Here is a 14101-nt window from a genome sequence, read left to right on the forward strand (position 1 = left end):
CCGTTCTACTGCAGTCCGGCGTGCGGTTTCGCGCACGCCCCGACGCAGCCATGGCGCAGCGCCTGCGCCAATGGGTCGGACACCAGCGGTGCATCTATAACGCAAAGGTCGACGAAGACCGCTACTTCGCCGGCATGCGCCTCTCGATGCTGGCGCGCGGCAGGACCGCGGCCGAGGCGGCCACGCCGCTGGACCGCGCGTACGCGCAGTTCCGGGGCGAGACGACGCCCTGGCTCGGTGAAGTTCCCTCGCAGGTCCTGCGCATCGGCGCCGAGCGCTGGTTCGAGGGCAAGCAGCGCCAGCTCAAAGGGTTGGCCCGGGCGCCGCGCCGGCGCAACCGCCTCAACTTCGACAGCGTGCGCGTCTCCAGTGAGCTCTTCGAGTTCAGGGAGCTCGATGAGCCTCAAGGCGACCTGCGCCACGAGCTCGTCCTCGGCAACGACAAGTTCGGGTTCGGCAGCCTCCCGTTCACGGCGCACCGTCCATATGAAGTGCCCAAGTCGCTGACGCTGCGCTGCACCGGTGGACAGTGGTTTGTCAGCTTCAGCTACGAGCACGCCGCGCCGAAGGGCTTTGTGGCGCGCAATGAGGAAGAGCTCGCCTACGAGCTCGACCTGCTCGACGGCCCCGCGCTCGAAACGCGCACGCTCGGCCTTGACCGCAATGTCGCGGACAACTGTCTCGCGACCTCCGACGGACGGTTCTACGCCCTGAGCGCCGTGCAGAAGGCGCGCATCGCCCGAAAAGCTGTCGGCGCGAAGCGCCACCAGCGCCGGCTCGCCCGTCAGGAGAAGGGCAGCGCCAACAGCCGCAAGACTCGAGACCGCCTGGCGCGCAAGCTCGCCTACAAGCGCGAGGTTCTGCGGGACTTCAGCCACCAGACCAGCCATGACCTGCTCGAATCCAAAGCGAACGACGCCGGCGTGCCGCAACTGCTGGTGCTCGAGGCGCTGAAGGTGGGAAACATGACGGCTCGGCCCAAGGCCCGGCAGGACGAGACCGGGCGGTGGCTTCGTCAACGGCGCCGCGAGCAAGGCGGGTTTGAACCGGGCCATCCTCTCGAGCGCCTGTGGGCGCATTGCCGAGCAGCTGGGCTACAAGGCGGCCCGGCGCAACGTTCTCGTGCTGCAGGTGCCTGCGGCCTATTCATCCCAAGAGTGTTCCCGGTGCGGGCACACTCACCCAGGCAACCGCGACGCACAGCGGTTTGCCTGTCAACGCTGCGGACTCGAAGCGCACGCCGATACGAACGCCGCCCGCATCATTGCGGGCCGAGGTATCGGGATGGTGCGCGACCAAAAGGTCGTCGTGAAGGCCAGGAAGCGTGTCGCCTATCGACGGCGCGCAACAAAGGCAGGGCTGGAATCGCCCGATGTGCCTGTGGAGGGTGGTGTAAGTCGCGACGAAGCGAAAGCCGACATCGCGCAGTGCCCGAGGAAGCAGGAAGGTGCCACGACTACAGCGCCGTCAGGCGTTTAGTCGCGGGAGATTCACGGTGGCCCACATATCTCGGAAAGCTTCGGAGGGCATGTCGGGGTGGCGAACGACGTTGTGCGGCTGACCGACGAGCTCATCCTCACTGTAGCCGCTCGCCTCAACGAACGCAGGATTCACGTAGGTGATGATGCTGTTCAGGTCGGTCATCGAGACAAGGGTCTCGCTGCCGAGTTGATATTCGCGATGGGTACCAGGGAGATTGCGCTTCATGGTTTGTCTGGTTTCGGGTGGCCAGCGAACGCCGGGCCTAAAAAAGACCGCCCCCTGTGTGGGAGCGGTCTGGAATGAAATGGAGTGGCTCTATCCGGCGAGAAGTGCCTCGAAGGCGGCTTCGTCCAGGACGGACACGTTGAGTTCCTGGGCCTTGGCCAGCTTGGTGCCAGCCTCTTCGCCTGCAAGCAGGTAGTGGGTCTTCTTGGAGACCGAGCCAGCCACCTTGCCGCCTGCGCCTTCAATCAGCGCCTTGAACGTCTCGCGGGGCTTGGACAGGGTGCCGGTGATGACGAAGGTCTTGTCCACAATGGCGGGATTCGCGACGCCGCTTTCGACATCCTTCGGTCCCACGAAGAACAGCAGGCGGTCCACTTCGGCGGCGTTGTCCGGGTTCGCGAAGAACGCCAGCACGTTGCTCGCAGTGGTCTCACCCACGTCCGACACCTGTAGCAGCGCATCGAGGTCCGCATTGCGGAACGCAGCGAACGACTTGAAGCGCTTGGCCAGGTCCTTGGCGGTCGCCTCGCCCACGCCCGGGATGCCCAGGGCATAGATGAACCGATTCAGCTCGGGCTGCTTGACCTCGATGACTGCGTCGACCAGGTTGGTGGCAGACGTAAGGCCCATGCCTGGCAGCGTCTGGATATCCTCCACGCGCAGGTGGAAGAGGCCACTGGGCCGCTCGAGGAGCCTTGCCTGCAGCATCTTCTCAACGGTGCCCTCCGCCATGCCTCGGATGTCGAGCGCAAGGCGCGACGCGAAGTGCGTGATGGCAAACAGCCGTTGCGCAGGGCAGTTCAATCCGCCGGTGCAGCGGTGGTCGGCGCTGTCCTCTTCCTTGTGCACTGCGGAGCCGCAAACAGGGCAGGTGGCTGGCGCCGTGTACGAGGCCTCGGTGCCCGCGCGCAGTTCAAGCACGGGGCGCACGATTTCCGGGATGACATCGCCAGCGCGGCGTACCACCACGGTGTCGCCCACGCGCACATCCTTGCGGCGCGCCTCGTCTTCGTTGTGCAACGTCGCGCTGGTCACCGTCACGCCACCGACATAGACGGGGGCGAGCTTGGCGACGGGAGTGAGCTTGCCGGTGCGCCCCACCTGGACGTCGATGCCGATGCATTTGGTAGTGGCTTCCTCGGGCGGGAACTTGAACGCGATGGCCCAGCGAGGGGTGCGCGAGTTCCAGCCAAGCTGGTCCTGGTAGCGAGAAGCGTTGACCTTGAAGACGACGCCGTCGATTTCGAAGGGAAGTCCGGCGCGCTCCTTCTGTATTTGCTCGAAGTGAGCTTGCACGCCGTTGACCCCCTTGACGACCTTGACCGTGTCGCTGATTTCAAAGCCTTCGGCGACGAGCGTCTTGAGCTGCTCGAACTGGGTGCCGGCTGGCAGGTAGCCCTGGCATTCGCCAAAGCTGTACGCAAGGAAGGTCAACCGGCGCGAAGCCGTGACCTTGGGGTCCAGGTTGCGCAGGCCGCCGGCCGATGCATTTCGAGGATTGGCGAAGCGCTTGTCGCCCTTGGCGTCCTGGGCCGCGTTGATGCGGGCGAAGTCTTCCTTGGTGATGACGACCTCGCCGCGCACTTCCACGCGCGGTGCCGTGTTGCTGATGCGCAGCGGCACGTTTCGGATGGTCCGAACCTGGGCCGTCACGTTCTCGCCGGTCTCGCCATCGCCGCGGGATGCGGCCAACTTGAGGACCCCGAACTCGTAGACCAGCGCGCAGGATGCGCCGTCGTACTTCAGTTCGGCGCAGAACTCCACCTCGCTCTCCGGGATGCCAAGCTGTGCGGCAACGGATGCGACGAAGGCCGCAGCTTCCTGCCCGTCCATCGCGTTGTCAATGGAGAGCATCGGTCGCAGGTGCCGCACGTCAGAGAACGCAGCCAGTGGCGCGCCGCCGACGCGTTGAGTGGGAGAGTCGGACCGGTCAAGTTCGGGATGCCTTGCCTCCAGCGCCTGGAGCTCGCGAAACAGTGCGTCGTACTCCGCATCGGAGATGACGGCCGCGTCCATCACGTAGTAGCGGTGGCCATGGCTGGCGACCGTTGCCTTCAGGTTGCTGTGTTGCTCGTGGATGGTCATGTTGTCCTTGTGTCCAATGTGTGATTATAACAGATTGCATGTAAAAGGGTTCTAGCACTAGTTGTTTAGATACCGGGGGTGTCTGGACTAAGTTTTAGTTTAAACGTCCTGGCTAGACGGACAAAGCTCCCGCAATTGCAGCCAATGTTTCAACTCATCCTGACCGTCATGGCCATCGCACTCACATCCGCGCTTGTGATGGTCTCAATCAACTACCTGCCGGCCTGGCGGGGGGCTGCACGTGACGTGGAGCAGCAGGTGCGCACCGCTCTTCCGCAGCTTGAGGAAGCCTATGACGCGGCGACCCGCGCAGCCGGCGGCGTGCCGCCCGCCGTCCTTGCGGCCAGTGATGGCGGCTTTTCCGCGCAGTTCCTGCCCTTGCTGCGCTTTGCGCCTGCTGCCCCCGCAGGCTACGTGTGGACCTACGGCCAGCACGGTGACGATGGCAGCCGGTACGCAAACCTGAACTATTTCTGCCTGGCCCCCACCCGGGCCGGGCTTCAGGGAGTCGGGCGAGGCCTCTACCGCGGCGTGAGCGCCTTCTCGCGCGACCAGGCGTTCGTGAACACGAGTTGCGGTGCGACGGTCACACAGGCGGCCCCCTCCAATTGGAACGCTGCGCCGGCTCGCGCGGTGACCTTCTACGTGGCGTATACCCCTGGCGTGAATCGATGAACCGCCGCCTGCGCACCACCGTCGCAGTCCTTGCCGTCGCGTTCGCTGCGCCTTGCCTGGCCGCCGAACCGATGTTGAGCGCAACGTCTGTCGGCGCGGAGGTCGCGCGCGCAGCCAAAGACGTGAAAAACGCGTTCTATCGACGCGCCGCCGTCTTCAGTCCTGGTACGTACGACCAGTTGCCCGCGGCCGCTTCTGCCGCAGACCTTTTCCCTGCGTATGGATTCATGCCCCGTGGCCACAAGGTTTCATGGGGGCTCTCGGCGGTAGACGAGGACCAGTCGAAGCTCTGCCTGACAGCCACCCTAAACAGCACGCAGGACTGGATTGACTTCGTTCGAGGCGCCCAGGGCGCCCACTTGACCCCCGCAGACGGCGGGTGCACGGGGGCTGCGCAATGGGTTGCACCCGCGGCATATCCCGTGGGCGCCTCGGCCATAGTGCCCTTGGACCGGAGGCTGGTTCCTACGCCCACCGCGATGGACGCTGGGCTGGAAGTGACTGGGACGCTTCAGGATGAGGAGCCGGCGGCGGTGCTGCCAGGGCATGCACAAGTGGCTGCCGTGCTCCAGGCGCGGGCAGGGCAGCTGAGCGCTCCCTGGACTCTCACCGTGACCAACCGGCTGCCAATGCAATCGCTGGCCATCGCCGGCGCGGCGGCTACGCCGGGCTTCAGCCTTGGTGATAGCAGCTGCGCGGTGCTCCTGCCCGGCGAAAGCTGCTCGGTCGCCGTGCGGTTTCAGTCGTCGGCTCAGTTGCCTTCGACGCCCGGGCGAGTCCGCCTCGAGTTCCGGCAAGAACTGGAAGGCCTGCCAACGGGAGGCATGAGCGCACTGAGCGTCACGCTCTACGGCGAGCAGGTACGTTGAGGAGCGCGTCGAGGTCGGGCGCGAGCTCCGGGGCTACTGCCAGAAACGGGGCAAGCCAGGCGTGCACGTGGGACGCTCGCTGCTCGGGGAGCGAACCGCCTTTGAGCAGGGTGTCCATGGCGTCCAGCATTGGGCTTAGCGAGGACTTGCGCAAAAGAGGCGGGCGCGCGCGCCATTCAGTCGTTGGCACCGGGAAGACGATGTCGCGCTGCTCGATAAGGAACCGGACAGGGTCCTCGGTCGTACGGAACCGCGCGCGCAGGGTCAGCTCAGGGTCCGGCACCGTGCGGTCAACGGCGAAAGTGGCCGCAGCGAGAAGGACCGCCTTGGCGTCGTCAGCGCGGGCTGCGTGGTGCAGCTGCTGAAAGCGCCCAGCAAAGGCCAGGGCGACCGCCTGGTAGGCGCTCCGGCTGAGCGTGCCGAGGCTCACGAGCGGGCTTCCTGGAGCCAGTTGACGTTGACAGGGACGCTGACCATCCCGAGCTGGACCTGGCGCTCGAAGAGCAACCCATTGTGCAGTTCGGTCAAGGACGGGTATTCGGAGCAGACCGCCATGCATTCAAAGCTTTCGAGCTGGCTCTGAATCATGGTCTTGGCACGTACGGCGGCTTCGCGATAGAGGCGGGGCGACAGCACGAGCCGGCGGCTGTCCGCAGCATCAAGCATCATCCCATAGCGGCCAAGCTCGACGCGAACTTCTTCCGGCGTGAGGGCGGCGAGGCCGGGGGCTGCAGCTTTGATGTTTGTCATGCTTAAAGTATACCATCAGAACCACTTTACGGTCAACCAGTATCGCTTCATTAGCAGCGGCGCTGGGGCAGATTTAGCATAGCGCCTATACCATAGCAAGCGACTAGGTCGCAAAACTCCGAAGTGATGAGCGGAATTTGACGGAGGGGCCCGCCTGATGCGGTCTCCTCCGTATTTCGTCCTAAGCCGCCGGCGCCTGGCCGAAGAGGTCGCCCAGGGCGTCGAGCATGCCGGCCCCGTTGGATTCCGGAGCGATATACACCGCCCCCGGTTGCCTTCTGGCCGCGTCAGTCACCCGCGTGGCTGCCTGCACGACCTCGGTCCATGTGGCCGGGCCGGGGCCGAAGGCGAGGACCCCGACGCTGACCTGCGGAGCGGTTTGGGCGTCCGACGCGCGCAGCTTCCCCAAAACGTCCTCCGCGAGGAAAGCGGCCTCCGGCAGGTCGCAGTTCTTGAGAACGAGGAGGAGGCTCGCCTCCGTCCAGCGGAACCCCCTGTCGCCCATGCGAAGGGTCTCGCGAACCGCCTTGCCCGCATTTCTCAGCTGCCCAAGGTTCGGACCCTGGTCCCCGCAACCTGCCATGTCCATGGTGATGACGGCGTGGTGCCCGTCGGCGGGCCCATTGGCGTTGAAGAGCTTTGTCAGAACGGACTGCAACTCGCAGTGCCGCCGCAGCCCCGTGGTTTCGTCTCTGAGGTGCACCCCTGCCACGGCGGGCACCTCGGCCGCGCTTGGACCTCGGATGACGATGACGGCGCCGGCCGTGCTTCCGTCCGCAAGGAAAACTGGGACAGACGCTTCCGAGAGGGGTACCGCCTTGCCGTCACGGCTCACCGCCTCCAAAGTGTTGACTCGTCTTAGCGCAGTCTTGGCGCTCAGCAGCGCAGGATGCAGGCTCGGCATGGTTTCCCCCGAAGCCCGTAGCCGCGGTTGGTAGACCTGGTCCAAGGGCCGGTTCAGCGCGTCGGAAACTCGCCAGCCCAGCAGCCTCGCCGCCACCTGGTTGATGGTAGTGATTCGAGATTCGCAGTCGACGACGAGGACGCCGGCGTCGACGTTGTGCAGGGCTGTTCGCAAGCGCGTGGTCTCCGCCTCCTCGACGGAGAGACTTTTTGTACTCGCGCGCGAGATGGTGCGCACCGCCTCCGCGAGTTCCAGCTCATCAGAGGTGTGCAGTCCGGACGTGTCCATGGCTGGGACAGTATTGCCAAGGCTCACCGCCGCCACCTGGCGGTGGAGAACGCGCAACGGCTGCAGCACCGCGCGGATGGTGAGCCAAAGCAGGGGGAGAAGTGCGGTCCCCGCGGAAAGCACGACCAAGAAGTGCCATCTAAGCTCAGCTTCGTCAGTGAAGATTTTAGACACCGGGGCCTCCATGACCAGTCGCCAGGGGCTGGACGGGCCCGAGATGGTGGTTACGTACATTAGGCTCGGCACGCCATCCGCATTCATGCCGTAAACGAGACCGCTTGGGGCCTCAGCTTCCGTAAAGAGCTTTGCCATCGGGCCCAGCGTGCGCACGGATTCCCCCATCCGGTCGGCGTTCCGTTGGGCAATGATGGTTCCCTCCTCGGAGGCGACGGTCACCAGGGACGCAGGGCCACCTGCGAAGTCGCCAAGGCCGGCGGTGGCGGCAAGCGCGATATTCTCGATAGACCCCACGACCACGCCGACCACCTTGCCTTCTGCTCCGTAAATGGGCGAAGAGAAAATCGTGACGTGCGTGCGAAGGGACCGACTGAGCACCGGACCCACGATGACTCGCGATTGTGTGGCGAGGACGCCGCTGAAGTAGCTCCGGTCGGCCACTGAAGCGTCGGCCTGTGGTCCGGTGGTCGCTGGCACCCATGCGAGTGGGTATCCGTTCAAATCCGTGACGCTCAGCGTCCTGAATGCGTGCGGGGCAACCAAGGTCAGTTGCGCAAGCCGCTGTTGAAGCCGGGGCTTGTCACGCAGGGCTGCCTCGTCGAGCGACGCTGCAACGCCGTCTGCAAGCTCGCTTAGCGCTTGCAGGCGGTCTTCGAACACGGCAGCAGTGCGCTCAGTGAGCCGCGCGTGGTGCCTCTCCACTGAGGCGCGAAGGGCGACACGGGAGCCCTGGTACTGAACAAAGAGCAAGGCGGCGACCAATGATGCCGCGACAACCGTGCATACGGTCGTGAGGCGAGCAGTAAGGCTCTGCCGGAAGGGAGGGGGAAGGCGGCTCAAAACTCAGCAATGCGTGTCCTGCGTAAGCGGGTTATCGGCATCCCGCAGCAGTCTTGAAGTCCGCGCGCTGCGTATCGCAATTTCTTGAAGGCGCCTTAGGCACGCGTCAAAACCTTGCTCCCTACACCTCCTGGACACAACCAAGGAGGTAAATATGTGGAGGAACGTACTACTGGGCGGCCTGCTGGCCACCGCGCTGGCGTCCACCGGTGCGGCGCAGCCAGGCTTTGCGGCTTGCCCGCAGTTCTTTGTCGGCGGCAAGGTGCCAGTCGTCTCCCGCGCGCCCGAGTTGCGACGGGAGCTCTGCTTCGATTCATTCGCAATCCTGCACTCCGGGCAGTCCAAGACCCCGCTCTTTGGCGCGGAGAGGCTGAACCGTAGCCTGCTGCTCGACGCCAAAGGCGAGGAGCGAACAGACCGGTTCTACGAAGAGGCGCGCTTGCCTCGAGCGGAGCGGGCCGCGCTGGAGGACTACAAGGCAGGGTTACTCGTCCAGGACCCGGACGACTCGACCAAGCAGGTCCGAGTTAAGGTCGACCGCGGGCACGTGATTGCGGCAGGGGACATGCCCAACGCCCGAGCGATGGCTCAAAGTTTCAGCTTAGCGAACATGATGCCGCAGGCGCCGCAGAACAATCGCAGGACTTGGAAGGACATCGAATCCGCGACGCGGAAGTACGCCATGCGCGCGACCGGTGATGTATTCGTCTTCACCGGGCCCGTCTTCGCCGGCCCTGTTCGGACGTTAGCGACGGGGCAGGTTTGGGTTCCGAGCCACCTATACAAGCTAGTTTATGACCAGACGTCTAACCGGGCATGGGCACATTGGCTGGAGAACACCGACACCGCGCGTGCCGGCCGGCCAATCTCCTACGAGGAGCTTGTCAGGCGCACCGGCATCGACTTCCTGCCAGGCGTTCGACCTTCCAGCTAAGAACGTGCTTTTACAAGCCCCGGGGATTTACCCGGGGCTTTTTCTTGACTGGCGAATCCCGCGCGGCCGCTGTTTAAACGCCCGTGCCTGTACGAGGCACACGCTCCCGCAACTCTTCTGTGTCTCAAATGAACCTCTTCAACGGACGTCTCGCCCGTCAGCCTGTCAACCGCACCCTGGACGCCTACGCCGCTACTGCCGGTGTTTATGCACAGCGCACTGCCGGGGTCGACATGTCCCGCGAACGGGGGTTCTTCGTGCAAAGACTTCCCAACGGCATCGCAGGCAGCACTGTGCTCGACGCAGGGTGCGGTAGCGCGCGGGACGCATTGGAGTTCCGCCGGCTTGGCCTGGAGGTCGTGGCATTCGACGGTTGCAAGGAGATGGCGGAGCTCGCCAGCGCGACTTGTGGCCAGGAGGTCCTGCACCTGCGCTTCGACGAGGTCGTCTGGCAGGGCGCATTTGACGGTGTCTGGGCATCCGGCAGCCTGCTCCACCTCGATGACTCGGCCCAGGTGGATGCGCTGCAGCGCCTCGCGCGCAGCTTGAGGCCTGGCGGTGTGCTCTGCGCGGTGATGGAGCGGGGAGAGGGCACGTCCGTCGCCAGTGACGGCAGATTCTTCAACTACACGACGACTGAAAAGTTCGCTCGCGTGGTCGCCCGGGCGGGTCTCGGCCAGTTCGAGAGCTTCGCTGCGGACAGCTATCTGGCGGCAGACGGTACGGTGTGGCTCACGATGTGTGCACGCAAGCCGTACTTATAATCGCGACGCTTTGTCGCGGCGACAATTAAACAATCGTAGCCGGATACAATTACTTTAGTTGCACTGCTGTCACCTATATTGCTACCATCAGCGGTTCGATAACCCTTCACGAACGAACCGATGAGCGCCGGAGATTCAAAGTCACCAGAACAGAAGCTTGCAACGTTTGGAGGTCGCTTGGACTTTGCGCTCGACGCGTTAGGCGTCCGCAATCGCGCGGCACTTGCGCGGCGTGCTGGTCTCCGGGAGGCCCAGAGCCTTTTAGCGGCGCTCCGTCGCGGCAGTGCGCACAGTGAGTACTTTGAGCCCGTTCTCTCACTCCTTCCAGACCACCTCGTAAGCCATAGCTGGGTGCGCTTGGGAGAGGGGCGAGGCTTCCCGCGACCCCAGAAACAAGCAACAGCGTTCGACTTCGACAGCGAAGCTTCGCCAACCACTACGGAGGCCCCAGCTGCTTCCAGCCAGAGCCCATCGCTCAGCATCCCTCCGATTGCACTCAAGACGACCTTCAGCGGCGGCACAAAGCTCGAGGTTTGTCCCGACCTGAGCGGCGAACGAAGGGAGTTTGGAGCGTTGCGTAGCCCGTCAACTGGCGGCAGCGCCGGCAGCCTTGTCTTCGCCGAGATGCCGGACGGGTCAATGTCTCCGTACCTGATGCCCGGGGAGGCCTTCGCCCTGAACTATCGAGATACGGCCCCGGAGGAGGGGAAGCTCTACTGCCTGTGGAGAGCTGGTCAGCTCACAGTGCGAAAAGCACAATGCAAAGGTGACTCCGTTGTGCTGTTGGTCTCGCCTATCGAAGCAAAGGATGTCATCGACCTGGCAGAGAGCGCGAACGTGCAGGTACTCGGGCGGGTGGTTGGGCGCGCCGGCGCTGAGCTCTAGCCGTAGCGTCGAGCGATGAGCCCCCGACGTAGCCGGCCGGGGTCGTGCCACCGGCCCTGGTCACGGCTTCAGCAGCATCACTGCCAGTGCGCCAACCGAGGCGCCAATGGCGGTGACGGCCCAGGGGAACCACCAGCGCGCGTCGATGGGCGGATTCTTGACGAGCTGCGCCTGCTTTTGCATTTGCAGGTAGCTGACCTCCCTAGCCAGCGCCTGGAACTCTTCGTCGTTGGTCGGCAGTGGAACGGCGGCTTTGTTAATGCTGTCATCGTAGCGGATGTGGGTGGATTCGTCCTGCCACCCCGCCGCCTTCCTCAGCCGCTGCGTTCTGACGCCAGAGCAGTAAGGCAGTATCCTTTAGCCATGAAGGCGGAACCGCCGAGAGAGCTCGCCCAGGTGAACTGCGTAACCTGTCTTGATAGCGGATGGGTCTGCGAAGACCACCCTGACCGGCCATCAGCGCTCGTAAGCGACAGCGGCTGCGAGTGCGGAGGCGCCGCCGTGCCCTGCGCATGCAACCGTGATGCGGTCTACGTGTTCGCGGAGGTGTATGCAGCTGTCGACCCGAGGTTGGGTAGCCGCTGGGTAGCCGTCCGGTCACAAACGCGGAAGCCAGGAAAGGTGCCAAGCCGGCGCTCCTGAGCGTCGCCTTGGCCGCCCCGACCCTCCGATTACCCGCGGGCTGGTCCTCTTCCCCCGCCAAATGAGAAAAAGGAGCTCCAGCACAGTTGGAGCTCCTTTGAATTAGATGTTCTGACGCAGCTGTACAGGAACAACCCAGCGACGCTGCTTAACCCGGACGGGTGTGCCCGGGTAGCTCGACGTGTGCCCACAGCAGTCGTGCTCGCAGCGGCAGCCAGTAGCGAAGTTGTCGCGCAGAACCTGCGCAACGATGTCCGCGGAGACGGCACGAGGGGCACGTACGGTGATGAAGCTTTGGCCGCCGGACCCGTACTCGGCCTCATGGTCCGATGGCGCCTGGTGGCGCACATTCAGGACGCGAAACCGACCCACGTGCTCATGTTCGTCCTCGGAGGCCCAGCCTTGGCGGAACCGATGGGTGAGGCGCTTGTATCCTTCGAAGTCGTAGCCCATTGAGATGTCCTTTGTGGTGAAAACTGCCACGTATAGGAAGTCTCGCGGGCGAAGCGTTCATACTTAAAACCACGCAACCTACCCAGCTGACCTGCGCGATTGTCACCAACCGCGATGCCATCAAGGCCCGGAGCCTGCGCAAGTTCGGAAGCCCTGCAATCCAGATGTTCCATGACTCGGCGGACGTGCGGGAAGTGCAGGAGCTGCGGCTGTTCCCGAGCGGAACCGCATGTCTCGAAACCCGCCGCCTGGGGGACTTCGACGCCAAGCGCAACGCGTGGACGACCGAGCTGGGCGTGCGGATGGACGACATCGACGACGCGCGTGCCGCCAACCGGGCTGCGGCCGCCATGCTCGCCGAGATTGCCGGCAGTCTGCATCCCTCACGTCACAACACTTCGAAAACCGAGTTCTTCTATCCGACGCCTGACCTTTAGCGCGTCGCGCGGCCGGCCCGTGCTGGATGCGGCACGCCGCCGTCTCAGGCCGCCTAGAATCCGGCTCACCAGGAGGCGCCCAGGATGTTGGTTGCAACGGTGCAGGGGTCCCGACTACAAGCCGCCAAGGCCTCGAAGAGCCAGGCGCCGTTCCTGTGCCCAAATTGCCAGGAAACGGTGATTCTTCGCCAGGGCACGGTCCGCGTCGCTCATTTCGCACACCGCTCGACCATTGCGTGCGCCTGGACGGTCGGAGAGTCGCAAGCTCATCTGCAAGCCAAGCAGGCGATGGCGGACGCCCTGAGAAACTCGGGCTATGACGCGGAGCCAGAGGTCCCACTGGGCGCGCAGCGCGCCGATGTGTACGCGGAACGGGATGGAGAGCGCTTCGTCGTAGAACTCCAGCACACGCCCATCGACCCGAGGGAAATTGAGCGGCGCACGCGCGGGTACGTCGACATGGGTCTGCACGTGGCTTGGGTCAGCCTGGTGGACATCGACTACCGTTGCTTTCTGCGGCCGAGCGATATTCCGATACCGATGCGGTATTCGCCGCGGCCTTTCGAGCGGTGGATTGAGGTTTTCAGCTTCGGGCAGGTGCCCATGTTCAACCCCCTGCTCGGGGGAGTGCTCTGCGGAAAGCTACGTGCTTATAGGACGTCTGTGCCCGTGAGCGAGTGGACGGAGCGCGGAGGCGCCCAACGGTCCGCTGGCGGCTATGAAAAATCCTCACGGAGGTATGCAGACCTGTTTTGCGAAGCCTATTTACCTTTGGAGTGCCTGCAGCTGGAGCGCAGCTGGCGCTCCGTTGAACTGCGTGTAGGTGGGATGTCGTTTCCTCGGGGAGGACTGGCTAAGCTTACGGTTCGCCGCTAGGCGCGCCGCGCCTTCCGCGGACAGGTGCCACCCATCGTGGTCTTGGAGCTCGGCAAAGGAATAGCGCCTGCCTTAAGCAGGGCATCCACCTTCTTCTGGAAAGCGGCCCTGTGCTCGTCGCTTCCGGCGTCGACAGCATACGAGAGCTCGACCATTCGGCTCTTTGTAGGGAGAGTCCACTCTTCGACCTTCCAAGCAACTTTCTTTGACACGTCCTCCTTGAGCCGGCTCACGAGGTTGGAGCACGGCTTCGGCACCATGTTGAAGGACCTTGGATAGGCTGCGCTTGCGGGCGCCGCGACCGAGCAGCTGTAAGAAATCGCTTCGCGGATGACGGGCGGAAGATGGGGCTTCGTTTCGTCCTCCAGGACCCATGCGACGTCGACTTCCACCTTCGCATCCTGCGTACCTTGCAGGGGGCATTGCCAGTTCGGTAGCGTCTGCCTCGCCGTGGGGGTGTTAGGTCCGCGCAGCTTGTACATGGCCTCTGGTCCCTTCTTGTCGGTGCGCTCTCGAGCAATGACCTCGAAGCCCGGGCCCGGCAGCCCGGGCGGCTGCTTGACGGTCAGGTAGCGCACCTCGAACTTCTTCGGTTTGTCATCATCGATTTCCAGCTTGGTCGCCGCATCTGCAGCCGACTGGGGCCCCCCTTTGTCCGGGTCCCAGCGCACCGCGTATTCGGTCGCCTCGGCGAATACGGAAGCACTTGCCCCAAGCGCGCAGAGGGGCAAGAGGAGGGTGGCTGTTCTCATGGGGTTCTCCTTGTCACGCAGGACTCGAAGGCAGGGCAGACGTCGCAAAGTGTCGAGCGCAAG

At 64.1% G+C, this 14101-nt stretch carries 16 protein-coding genes; 7 read left to right on the top strand and 9 right to left on the bottom strand.

Annotated elements, in window-relative coordinates:
- Positions 1-5 precede the first annotated feature (5 nt).
- Positions 6-1055 (bottom strand): hypothetical protein, encoded by a 1050-nt coding sequence (locus tag WDLP6_RS31485; protein WP_162571116.1) that lies wholly within the window; start codon positions 1053-1055, stop codon positions 6-8.
- Here WDLP6_RS31485 and WDLP6_RS31490 point away from each other — a divergent pair.
- A complete protein-coding gene (locus tag WDLP6_RS31490; RefSeq protein WP_162571117.1) occupies positions 1042-1479 on the top strand; it encodes a zinc ribbon domain-containing protein in 438 nt (145 codons plus the stop codon). The two genes, WDLP6_RS31485 and WDLP6_RS31490, sit on opposite strands and share 14 nt — an antisense overlap.
- Here WDLP6_RS31490 and WDLP6_RS31495 read toward each other — a convergent pair.
- Entirely contained in the window at positions 1468-1707 is a 240-nt protein-coding gene (locus WDLP6_RS31495; protein WP_162571118.1) for a PAS domain S-box protein, read from the bottom strand. The two genes, WDLP6_RS31490 and WDLP6_RS31495, sit on opposite strands and share 12 nt — an antisense overlap.
- A 90-nt stretch (positions 1708-1797) precedes the next feature.
- On the bottom strand, positions 1798-3792 hold the full coding sequence (gene ligA, locus WDLP6_RS31500) for an NAD-dependent DNA ligase LigA (RefSeq protein ID WP_162571119.1): 1995 nt from the start codon (positions 3790-3792) through the stop codon (positions 1798-1800).
- Positions 3793-3936: 144 nt separating this feature from the next.
- Here ligA and WDLP6_RS31505 point away from each other — a divergent pair, with 144 nt between their 5' ends.
- The gene (locus WDLP6_RS31505) at positions 3937-4467 is read left to right on the top strand and encodes a hypothetical protein (RefSeq protein ID WP_162571120.1); all 531 of its coding nucleotides are present in this window, start codon (positions 3937-3939) and stop codon (positions 4465-4467) included.
- The gene (locus WDLP6_RS31510; RefSeq protein WP_068673723.1) at positions 4464-5336 is read left to right on the top strand and encodes a hypothetical protein; all 873 of its coding nucleotides are present in this window, start codon (positions 4464-4466) and stop codon (positions 5334-5336) included. The genes WDLP6_RS31505 and WDLP6_RS31510 overlap by 4 nt, the downstream gene beginning before the upstream one ends.
- On the opposite strand, the gene WDLP6_RS31515 is transcribed toward WDLP6_RS31510, so the two are convergent.
- From WDLP6_RS31515 to WDLP6_RS31525, 3 genes are all read right to left on the bottom strand, one after another.
- Positions 5308-5766, bottom strand: a complete 459-nt coding sequence (locus tag WDLP6_RS31515) for a hypothetical protein (protein WP_162571121.1) — start codon at positions 5764-5766, stop codon at positions 5308-5310. The two genes, WDLP6_RS31510 and WDLP6_RS31515, sit on opposite strands and share 29 nt — an antisense overlap.
- Positions 5763-6086, bottom strand: a complete 324-nt coding sequence (locus WDLP6_RS31520; protein ID WP_162571122.1) for a hypothetical protein — start codon at positions 6084-6086, stop codon at positions 5763-5765. The genes WDLP6_RS31515 and WDLP6_RS31520 overlap by 4 nt, the downstream gene beginning before the upstream one ends.
- Positions 6087-6267: 181 nt before the next feature.
- The gene (locus tag WDLP6_RS31525) at positions 6268-8115 is read right to left on the bottom strand and encodes a PAS domain-containing protein (RefSeq protein WP_232076890.1); all 1848 of its coding nucleotides are present in this window, start codon (positions 8113-8115) and stop codon (positions 6268-6270) included.
- A 334-nt stretch (positions 8116-8449) separates the two neighbouring features.
- On the opposite strand from WDLP6_RS31525, the gene WDLP6_RS31530 reads away from it, so the two are divergent.
- Both WDLP6_RS31530 and WDLP6_RS31535 read left to right on the top strand, forming a co-directional pair.
- Entirely contained in the window at positions 8450-9229 is a 780-nt protein-coding gene (locus WDLP6_RS31530; protein WP_162571124.1) for a DNA/RNA non-specific endonuclease, read from the top strand.
- 128 nt (positions 9230-9357) lie between these two features.
- Positions 9358-9993, top strand: coding sequence for a class I SAM-dependent methyltransferase (locus tag WDLP6_RS31535; RefSeq protein WP_068673713.1), 636 nt, complete (start codon positions 9358-9360; stop codon positions 9991-9993).
- 945 nt (positions 9994-10938) lie between these two features.
- On the opposite strand, the gene WDLP6_RS35415 is transcribed toward WDLP6_RS31535, so the two are convergent.
- Positions 10939-11061 carry a hypothetical protein gene (locus tag WDLP6_RS35415; RefSeq protein ID WP_269475012.1) on the bottom strand — a complete coding sequence of 41 codons (123 nt, stop codon included), beginning with the start codon at positions 11059-11061 and terminating at the stop codon, positions 10939-10941.
- 561 nt (positions 11062-11622) lie between these two features.
- The gene (locus WDLP6_RS31540) at positions 11623-11973 is read right to left on the bottom strand and encodes a hypothetical protein (protein ID WP_068673706.1); all 351 of its coding nucleotides are present in this window, start codon (positions 11971-11973) and stop codon (positions 11623-11625) included.
- Positions 11974-12137: 164 nt separating this feature from the next.
- Between WDLP6_RS31540 and WDLP6_RS31545 the strand changes: the two genes are divergently transcribed.
- Both WDLP6_RS31545 and WDLP6_RS31550 read left to right on the top strand, forming a co-directional pair.
- Positions 12138-12410 carry a hypothetical protein gene (locus WDLP6_RS31545; protein ID WP_162571125.1) on the top strand — a complete coding sequence of 91 codons (273 nt, stop codon included), beginning with the start codon at positions 12138-12140 and terminating at the stop codon, positions 12408-12410.
- Between the two features lie 84 nt (positions 12411-12494).
- Positions 12495-13286 (top strand): competence protein CoiA, encoded by a 792-nt coding sequence (locus WDLP6_RS31550; protein WP_162571126.1) that lies wholly within the window; start codon positions 12495-12497, stop codon positions 13284-13286.
- Here the strand turns inward: WDLP6_RS31550 and WDLP6_RS31555 are convergent.
- Entirely contained in the window at positions 13283-14038 is a 756-nt protein-coding gene (locus WDLP6_RS31555) for a hypothetical protein (RefSeq protein ID WP_068673701.1), read from the bottom strand. The two genes, WDLP6_RS31550 and WDLP6_RS31555, sit on opposite strands and share 4 nt — an antisense overlap.
- Between the last annotated feature and the right edge of the window lie 63 nt (positions 14039-14101).

Origin of the sequence: Variovorax sp. PBL-E5 (assembly GCF_901827185.1) — a bacterium.
Lineage (GTDB): Bacteria > Pseudomonadota > Gammaproteobacteria > Burkholderiales > Burkholderiaceae_C > Variovorax.

What these genes read in the sequence shown, in the direction of transcription:
- WDLP6_RS31485 (WP_162571116.1), bottom strand. Translation starts at nt 1,055, where the DNA reads ATGGCCCGGTTCAAACCCGCCTTGCTCGCGGCGCCGTTGACGAAGCCA.
- WDLP6_RS31495 (WP_162571118.1), bottom strand. Translation starts at nt 1,707, where the DNA reads ATGAAGCGCAATCTCCCTGGTACCCATCGCGAATATCAACTCGGCAGC.
- WDLP6_RS31530 (WP_162571124.1), top strand. Translation starts at nt 8,450, where the DNA reads ATGTGGAGGAACGTACTACTGGGCGGCCTGCTGGCCACCGCGCTGGCG.
- WDLP6_RS31510 (WP_068673723.1), top strand. Translation starts at nt 4,464, where the DNA reads ATGAACCGCCGCCTGCGCACCACCGTCGCAGTCCTTGCCGTCGCGTTC.
- WDLP6_RS35415 (WP_269475012.1), bottom strand. Translation starts at nt 11,061, where the DNA reads ATGCAAAAGCAGGCGCAGCTCGTCAAGAATCCGCCCATCGACGCGCGC.
- WDLP6_RS31540 (WP_068673706.1), bottom strand. Translation starts at nt 11,973, where the DNA reads ATGGGCTACGACTTCGAAGGATACAAGCGCCTCACCCATCGGTTCCGC.
- WDLP6_RS31545 (WP_162571125.1), top strand. Translation starts at nt 12,138, where the DNA reads ATGTTCCATGACTCGGCGGACGTGCGGGAAGTGCAGGAGCTGCGGCTG.
- WDLP6_RS31555 (WP_068673701.1), bottom strand. Translation starts at nt 14,038, where the DNA reads ATGAGAACAGCCACCCTCCTCTTGCCCCTCTGCGCGCTTGGGGCAAGT.
- ligA (WP_162571119.1), bottom strand. Translation starts at nt 3,792, where the DNA reads ATGACCATCCACGAGCAACACAGCAACCTGAAGGCAACGGTCGCCAGC.
- WDLP6_RS31550 (WP_162571126.1), top strand. Translation starts at nt 12,495, where the DNA reads ATGTTGGTTGCAACGGTGCAGGGGTCCCGACTACAAGCCGCCAAGGCC.
- WDLP6_RS31535 (WP_068673713.1), top strand. Translation starts at nt 9,358, where the DNA reads ATGAACCTCTTCAACGGACGTCTCGCCCGTCAGCCTGTCAACCGCACC.
- WDLP6_RS31520 (WP_162571122.1), bottom strand. Translation starts at nt 6,086, where the DNA reads ATGACAAACATCAAAGCTGCAGCCCCCGGCCTCGCCGCCCTCACGCCG.
- WDLP6_RS31505 (WP_162571120.1), top strand. Translation starts at nt 3,937, where the DNA reads ATGTTTCAACTCATCCTGACCGTCATGGCCATCGCACTCACATCCGCG.